At 61.8% G+C, this 6732-nt stretch carries 7 protein-coding genes; 2 read left to right on the top strand and 5 right to left on the bottom strand.

Going from position 1 to position 6732, the window contains the following annotated elements:
• Positions 1-243 precede the first annotated feature (243 nt).
• A complete protein-coding gene (locus AC1DPR_RS24885) occupies positions 244-921 on the bottom strand; it encodes a ribonuclease HII (RefSeq protein WP_113471997.1) in 678 nt (225 codons plus the stop codon).
• A 110-nt stretch (positions 922-1031) separates the two neighbouring features.
• Entirely contained in the window at positions 1032-2189 is a 1158-nt protein-coding gene (locus AC1DPR_RS24880; protein WP_113472004.1) for a PA0069 family radical SAM protein, read from the bottom strand.
• 137 nt (positions 2190-2326) lie between these two features.
• Here AC1DPR_RS24880 and AC1DPR_RS24875 point away from each other — a divergent pair, with 137 nt between their 5' ends.
• Both AC1DPR_RS24875 and AC1DPR_RS24870 read left to right on the top strand, forming a co-directional pair.
• On the top strand, positions 2327-2845 hold the full coding sequence (locus tag AC1DPR_RS24875) for a glycosyltransferase family 2 protein (protein ID WP_018859321.1): 519 nt from the start codon (positions 2327-2329) through the stop codon (positions 2843-2845).
• Positions 2846-3036: 191 nt separating this feature from the next.
• Complete coding sequence (locus AC1DPR_RS24870; RefSeq protein WP_018859322.1) at positions 3037-3354, top strand: hypothetical protein; 318 nt, start codon at positions 3037-3039, stop codon at positions 3352-3354.
• Positions 3355-3386: 32 nt separating this feature from the next.
• On the opposite strand, the gene moaB is transcribed toward AC1DPR_RS24870, so the two are convergent.
• Genes moaB through AC1DPR_RS24855 form a run of 3 tightly spaced genes read right to left on the bottom strand, consistent with a single transcriptional unit; the run spans position 3387 to position 6666 of the window.
• Entirely contained in the window at positions 3387-3938 is a 552-nt protein-coding gene (moaB, locus tag AC1DPR_RS24865) for a molybdenum cofactor biosynthesis protein B (RefSeq protein ID WP_025661923.1), read from the bottom strand.
• Positions 3922-4830 (bottom strand): 4-(cytidine 5'-diphospho)-2-C-methyl-D-erythritol kinase, encoded by a 909-nt coding sequence (locus AC1DPR_RS24860; RefSeq protein WP_113471998.1) that lies wholly within the window; start codon positions 4828-4830, stop codon positions 3922-3924. The genes moaB and AC1DPR_RS24860 overlap by 17 nt, the downstream gene beginning before the upstream one ends.
• 6 nt (positions 4831-4836) lie before the next feature.
• Complete coding sequence (locus AC1DPR_RS24855; RefSeq protein WP_018859325.1) at positions 4837-6666, bottom strand: tetratricopeptide repeat protein; 1830 nt, start codon at positions 6664-6666, stop codon at positions 4837-4839.
• Positions 6667-6732: the final 66 nt, after the last annotated feature.

The following is a 6732-nucleotide window of genomic DNA, read 5'->3' as shown; positions in this document are numbered from 1 at the left end:
AACCTGGGGTGGCCCAGCAAGTGGCAGCAAATGCCGGTCGCTGGTGGCGCAACAGCGGCAAGCTCCTTAACGCCACCCTCACCATTAGATGGGCTGACCAACTTGGAATGCCCAGGCTCGTCTAACCTCAATCTCTCGAACCGCCCGGTGCGGACCCGCATGCCGGGTGGTGTGGCAGGGGTGCGATCACATCGATCGCCCCCTATGCCGATTTGGAGCTGTAATGGTAAGTCGCGGACGGGATCAATCGCTGTCGAGCTCGATACACTGCACCTTCTTCAGCGGGCTGAAGGTCATCCTGTGCAGCGAGCAGGGACCGTGCTTCTCGATACCGGCCCTATGTTGCGCGGTGCCATAGCCGGCATGCGCGGCAAAGCCGTAAGCCGGAAAGGTGCTGTCGGCGCGCGCCATCATCCGGTCGCGCGTCACCTTGGCGACGATCGATGCGGCGGCGATCGAGACGGAGCGCGCATCACCCTTCACGACTGCCTGGCCGGGGCAGGCGAGCCCAGGCGGAACGTCAAGCCCATCGGTCAGGACAAAGCTAGCTGGTATCGACAGGCCGCAGATGGCGCGGCGCATGGCATCCAGACTGGCCTTGCGGATATCGGTCTCATCGATGCGCGTCGAACTTGAAGAGGCGATCGAGACGGTCGCGGTTGCGAGAATCTGAACGAAAAGCTCTTCGCGCCTCAGGGCCGAGAGCTGCTTGGAATCGTTCAGGCCTTCAGGAATGCGTTTCGGATCGAGAATGACGGCTGCCGCCACGACGGGACCGGCCAGCGGCCCCCGTCCGGCCTCATCGGCACCTGCAACCGGCCAGTGACCGGCCTTGCGCGCCTTCAGCTCCAGCCGGAAATCCGGCACGAGGGGGACATCTTCGAAAAGCATGGGAGAATCGGGTGACGTGCGACGGCTCATGCAGCTGACCCTCGCACGCCAACCCGATTTCCTGCAAGTCCCCGGATCAGGGCGGCGGGCCGGGGACTCCAGCGCGGAAGGGCAGGGCGACCATCCGCGAAGCTGAAATGTCAGAGCAGCGAGAGCTGGACGCCGCTGCCATCGGGCGGAACGAACAGGTCGTCCCGCAGTCGCATGCTGCGCCGGGTCATGCCCAGCCGTTTCGTCGCCATTTCGAAACGGCGCGCAATCTGCCAGGCATAGGGTCCGGCGCCCTTCATTCGCTTGCCGAACTCAGCATCGTAATCCTTTCCGCCGCGCATCGAGCGGACCAGCGACATGACGTGACGATAGCGGTCGGGATAGTTCTGCAGCAGCCAGTCGCGAAACAGCGGCGACACCTCGAGCGGGAGACGCAGGATGACATAACCCGCCTCGGTGGCACCCGCCGCGTGCGCCGCATCCAGAATTCGCTCAAGCTCATGGTCGTTGAGCGCCGGAATCATCGGGGCAGCCAGGACCGATGTCTGGATGCCTGCGTCGGAGAGTGCGCGGATGGCCTCCAGCCGGCGCGTCGGCGTCGAGGCGCGGGGCTCCATAGTCCGCGCCAGCTTTCGGTCGAGCGTCGTCACCGACAGTGAAACGCGGACAATGTTTCTCTCCGCCATCGCCGAGAGAATGTCGAGGTCTCGCAGGATCATTGCCGACTTGGTTACGATCGAAACCGGATGGTTCGCCTTTTCGAGCACCTCAAGGATCTGCCGCATAATGCGCCATTCCTTTTCGATCGGCTGGTAGGGATCGGTGTTGGTGCCGATCGCGATCACCCGCGGCTTGTAACCAGGCTTCGCCAATTCTCGCTCCAGGAGTTTCGCCGCATCCGGCTTGGCAAACAGCTTGGCTTCGAAGTCCAGACCGGCCGAAAGGCCCATATAGGCATGCGTCTGCCGCGCGAAGCAGTAAATGCAGCCATGCTCGCAGCCGCGATAGGGATTGATCGAGCGGTCGAAGGGAATGTCCGGCGACTCGTTGCGGGTGATGACCGTTCGCGGCTTCTCGATCTGCACGTCGGTCTTGAACGGCGGCAGATCCTCAAGGTTCTGCCAGCCATCGTCGAACGCTTCCCTACGCAGAGGCTCAAAGCGCCCGCTCGGATTAAGCCCGGCCGCACGCCCACGGCGGCGGTCGACATCGATCCGTAGGCCGGCAGATACGATCATCGTATCGGCAATATCTGCCGTATGGGCAGGCGCGAATGCGGCCTGCCCTGCAAGGGACTGCTCATTCATCGGATTCTCCGCTGGCGGAAGCTTTGCTTCCATCCGTTTTGATGATTAAATTCCTATCGGCAAAAAGAGAACAATGCAAGAACAAAATGACGAAAGTGTCGCTGGCAAAGTTTTGTGCGGCGCTCTATGAATAGGCAATGTTGACAGTTGTACTGGAATGCCAGGATCAGGAACCGGAACTGGCGCAGACGTTATCGGTGTTGGTTGCAGGCGCAGTGGAGGGGCTCGTCAGCGACGTCGTGGTGCTGGACCACGACTCGCGGGATGGAACGTCGAGGGTGGCCGACGCCGCCGGCTGCCGCTTTCATTCACAATGGGATATCAAGGATATAGTGCATTCGGCGCGAGGCGATTGGCTCCTTTTCGTGGAACCGGGGGCGCGACCGCAGACCGGCTGGATCGATGAGATTGCTGAGTATATGGCCCTCAACAAGCTGCCGGCGCGGTTCACCGCGTCGCGTGGATACCGGCGGCCTTTCCTGCAGCGTATCGGTCGTGCTTCGTCGCCGCTGGAGCTTGGGCTTCTCCTTTCGAAGACGCAGGCGATCACTGCCGCAAGAAGCGGAATGCGTCTCGCGGAATTCGCGAAGGGGCAAAAGCTGCGCAAGCTCAGCAGCGAGCTGATTCCATCCTGGGTCGCGCGCGCGGCGCGATAGTAGGGTAGGGCGCTGCTGCACGTGCCGCCCATCCGATAATTGGCGCCCGATACAATTTTGCGCTATAATTCCATCATGGCGCCGCCCGAGCGCCTCGCTTCGTGACGGTCGACCATGGAATGCCGGCAGGCGGCAGAACAGGTCAGCGGAAGTCTCCTCTTCTGCCGGTTTCCGGCAAAAGGAGGTGCGTCATGAAACGCAATATGATCCGCGGCCTGATAGCGGCCGTCATATTGACGACATCGATGATCGCGCATCCGCATTCGGCAGCATCGCAGATGATGCGCAGTTGCGCAGGCCGATCCGAGGTCGTCAATTTCCTCGACAAGAATTTTGCCGAGAGACTGACGGCGGTCGGGCTGATCAACCAGAACGCCATGCTTGAGGTCTACGCCGCGCAGAGCGGCACGTGGACGCTGCTCATCACGGATGTCCACGGCGTAAGCTGCATCCTGCTGTCGGGTGATAGCTGGGATACGATGCCTGCTCTGCCGGGCATAGGGGCATAGAGCGGCAGACGGTCGCCTGCCGAAGCAGTCCGTTACTTGCCGGCGCCGCGCTTCAGGTGCTCATCGAGGCGCGGCATGATCTCCACGAAATTGCAGGGCATGTGGCGGTAGTCGAACTGGGATTTCAATATGCCGTCCCAGGCGTCCTTGCAGGCGCCAGGCGAGCCCGGCAGCGCGAAGATGAAGGTCGCGTTGGCAACGCCCGCCGTGGCGCGGGACTGGATCGTCGAGGTGCCGATCTTGTCGTAGGAGATACGGTGGAACACTTCCGAAAAGCCATCCATCCTCTTCTCGAAGAGCGGCTCCAGAGCTTCCGGGGTGACGTCGCGGCCGGTAAAGCCGGTTCCCCCCGTGGTGATGACGACGTCGATATCGTCGCGTTCGGTCCACGCCTTCACGCGGGAAGCGATCGCCTGCCGATCATCGGGGACGATCGCGCGGTCGACCAGCCGGTGCCCCGCCTCCTTGATTCTGGCGGCCAGCGTATCGCCGGAGCGGTCATCGGCAAGCGTGCGTGTATCCGAGACCGTCAGCACGGCAATGCCGACAGGAATGAAGGGACGCGTTTCATCCAAACCCGGCATCATGACCTCCCGCAGTCGTTTCCGTGGCTTCGAAATACCAGTCCGGCCGTTCGCTGTGAAGCGCGGCGGCGGCGTCTTCCGCCGCCGCAAGCGTAGGGAAGATACCGTAGCAGGTCGCACCGGAACCAGACATGCGAACGAAAGATGCGCCCTGCTTCTTGAGCATCGTCGAGATCTCGGCAATTTCGGGCAGCAGGTCGCGAGCGACCGGCTCAAGGTCATTGCGCGTAGCGCGTATCGCCTCGACCCAGTTGAAACGCGGCGTCATGTCGAGCGGCGGATTGGCCTTGTTCGTCAGCCTTCGGAAAACCTCGGGCGTTGATACGCCTTTCAACGGGTTTGCCAGCACCATGGCAAAGGCCGGCATGTCGTCGACAGGCACGATTTGCTCGCCAATGCCCCTGGCGATCAGCGGTCTGCTCGCCAGGCACATAGGCACGTCGGCGCCAAGTCGAATGGCGATTGCCTCGATGGTCGCGTTCAGAAGCGAGACATTCCAGAGCCGCATCAGACCGCGAAGCGTAGCCGCCGCGTCGGCCGAGCCGCCGCCGATACCGGAGGCAATCGGCAGGTTCTTTTGGAGATGGATGCGGACGGCGGGAGCGGAGCCGCCCTCGCGAGCGATCGCCTCGCGCATAAAGTCCCGAGCCTTCAGGACGAGGTTGTCGTCGCGGCTGTCGTCAAGCGCCTCGGCAAAACGCCCGGAGATCACGAATTCATCTTTATCCGCCAGCGCAAAGCCCAGCCGGTCACCATGTTTGGTGAAGGTCACGAGCATGTCGAGCCGATGGTAGCCATCGGATCTCTGGCCCGTCACATGCAGGGCCAGATTGATTTTTGCCGGAGCGTCCTCGATGAGCGTCACGTCATCGCCCATACTCGCCTCTGGCATCGCCGATCAGGACTTCTTATCGGTAGGCTTCGGTTGGATCGGCGCCGGGTCAGGCTGTTTCTTGTCCGCAGCCTTGGAGTTGTCTGTATCCTGCGGCAGGCCGTTGGCGATCTTGTCCTTGATCTTCGGGATCTCGGATGCCTCAGGGTCGGAGCCGAGCGCGCGGTTCCACTGGTAGACGGCTTCGAGCTTGCGTCCGACGCGCCAATAGGCATCGCCCAGATGGTCGTTAATCGTCGCGTCGCCGGCCTTGATCTGCGCAGCCTTCTCCAACTCCTCAACCGCTTCGGCGAAGCGGTTCAGCCGGAAATAGGCCCAGCCGAGAGAGTCGATGATGTAGCCATCGTCGGGACGCAGGTCGACCGCCTTCTTGATCATCGCCAGCCCCTCGTCGAGGTTCCGGTTCATGTCGATCCACGAGTAGCCAAGGTAGTTTAGAACCTGCGGCTGATCCGGGTTGAGCTCCAGCGCCTTGCGGAAATTCGGCTCGGCCTGGTCCCATTTCTTCAGGCGCTCATAGGCAATGCCACGCTGGAAGAAGACAGTCCACGCGCCCTTGCCCGGCAGTGGGCCGATAACTTCGACAGCCTTGTCGTAGTTTTCGGCCATCGCGGCGTAATCCTTCACGTCCGACAGCACGCTGCCATAGGCGAGGTAGCTGCGAACGTCGTTCGGATCGGAGGCAATCAGGTTCTGAAGGTGCTTGCGTGCCTCATCCACCTTACCGCCCTGTGCAAGTGCAAGGCCGAGCTGAAGCTCGGAGATGCGGCGCATCGGCGAGTTCTCGGGTACCTGCTGGTAGAGTGCGATGGCGCGGTCCATCTGCTCCTGTTTCTCGGCAATGCCACCGAGCATGACGAGCGTATCGGCGCTATCGGGATCCAGCGTCTTGGCGGTCTGCAGGTAGAGCGAAACAATATCCTCGGCGCCGTCGCGGTTCAGCGCGCCACCGATGGAGAAGAGCACGCCGGCAGCACCCTGCTTGGCCGTCTGGATCTGCTGCTCCTGCTTCTCGCCCTTTTCGATGCTCTGGCGCAGCGCTTTGAGCGGCGCGTAGTTGGGCAGCAGGTTGTCGCCGACGGAAATTGCGTCGAGCGCCTTCTGCTTGTTGCCCTGTGAGGCTTCGAGCCGGGCAAGAGCGATGACGGCGCGCATGAAGGTATCAGGAGCGGTCGCGCCGCCGTCCTTGTCGAGCACGGCGTCGTTGAGGTTCTGGCGAGCGGCCCTGATGTCGCCGTTCACGATCGCGATCGCGCCGGCATTGTATGACTTGAAGATGCCGACCCAATCCGGTCCCTTCATCTTCTGGATCGTGGTGAGGGCTTCCTTGCCACGGCCGGCGCCGACGCGGGCCCAAGCGGCGAGCAGATCGTTCATCATCCGGTCGAGATCGTTCGGTCCGGTATATTTCAGAAGGGATTCAGCCGTCTTGTATTCGCCACGGCGAATGGCATCCATGCTGCGCACGATGGTCGTGATGCGCTCGACGGTCGGATCACCCTTCAGGTCGTTGGCGTATTTCACGCCGTCCTGGATGTCGCCGTTCAAAAGCAGCGAGATCATCAGGCGCTGGCGGATTTCCGGATTTCCCGGCTCGATCTGCAGCGCCTTCTTGTAGAGTTCGATCGCCGTCTCGTAATCGTGATCGACATCGGCGGTCCGGGCAGCCAAAAACGCACCGGAGAAGCTCGTGACGCTATCCGGATCGAAGATCACTGTCGCGGCATCGTCCTTCTTGGCCGTCTCTTCGGCATTCACGCCGCCGAGCGCTGCCAGCGATATGACCGCTGCCATGGCTGCGCTCGAAAGAAGACGGATGGCAAGTTTTTGCCGCATTAGAAAACCTCTCTTGTGGCAGCCGGCCTCGTCCGACTGCAAATCAGTTGAAATGACTGACTCACA

The sequence above is a fragment of the Rhizobium sp. 01T417 genome (assembly GCF_056398905.1).
Note: the sequence above shows the minus strand (reverse complement) of the source record. Positions and strands in the feature narration are given on the sequence as shown.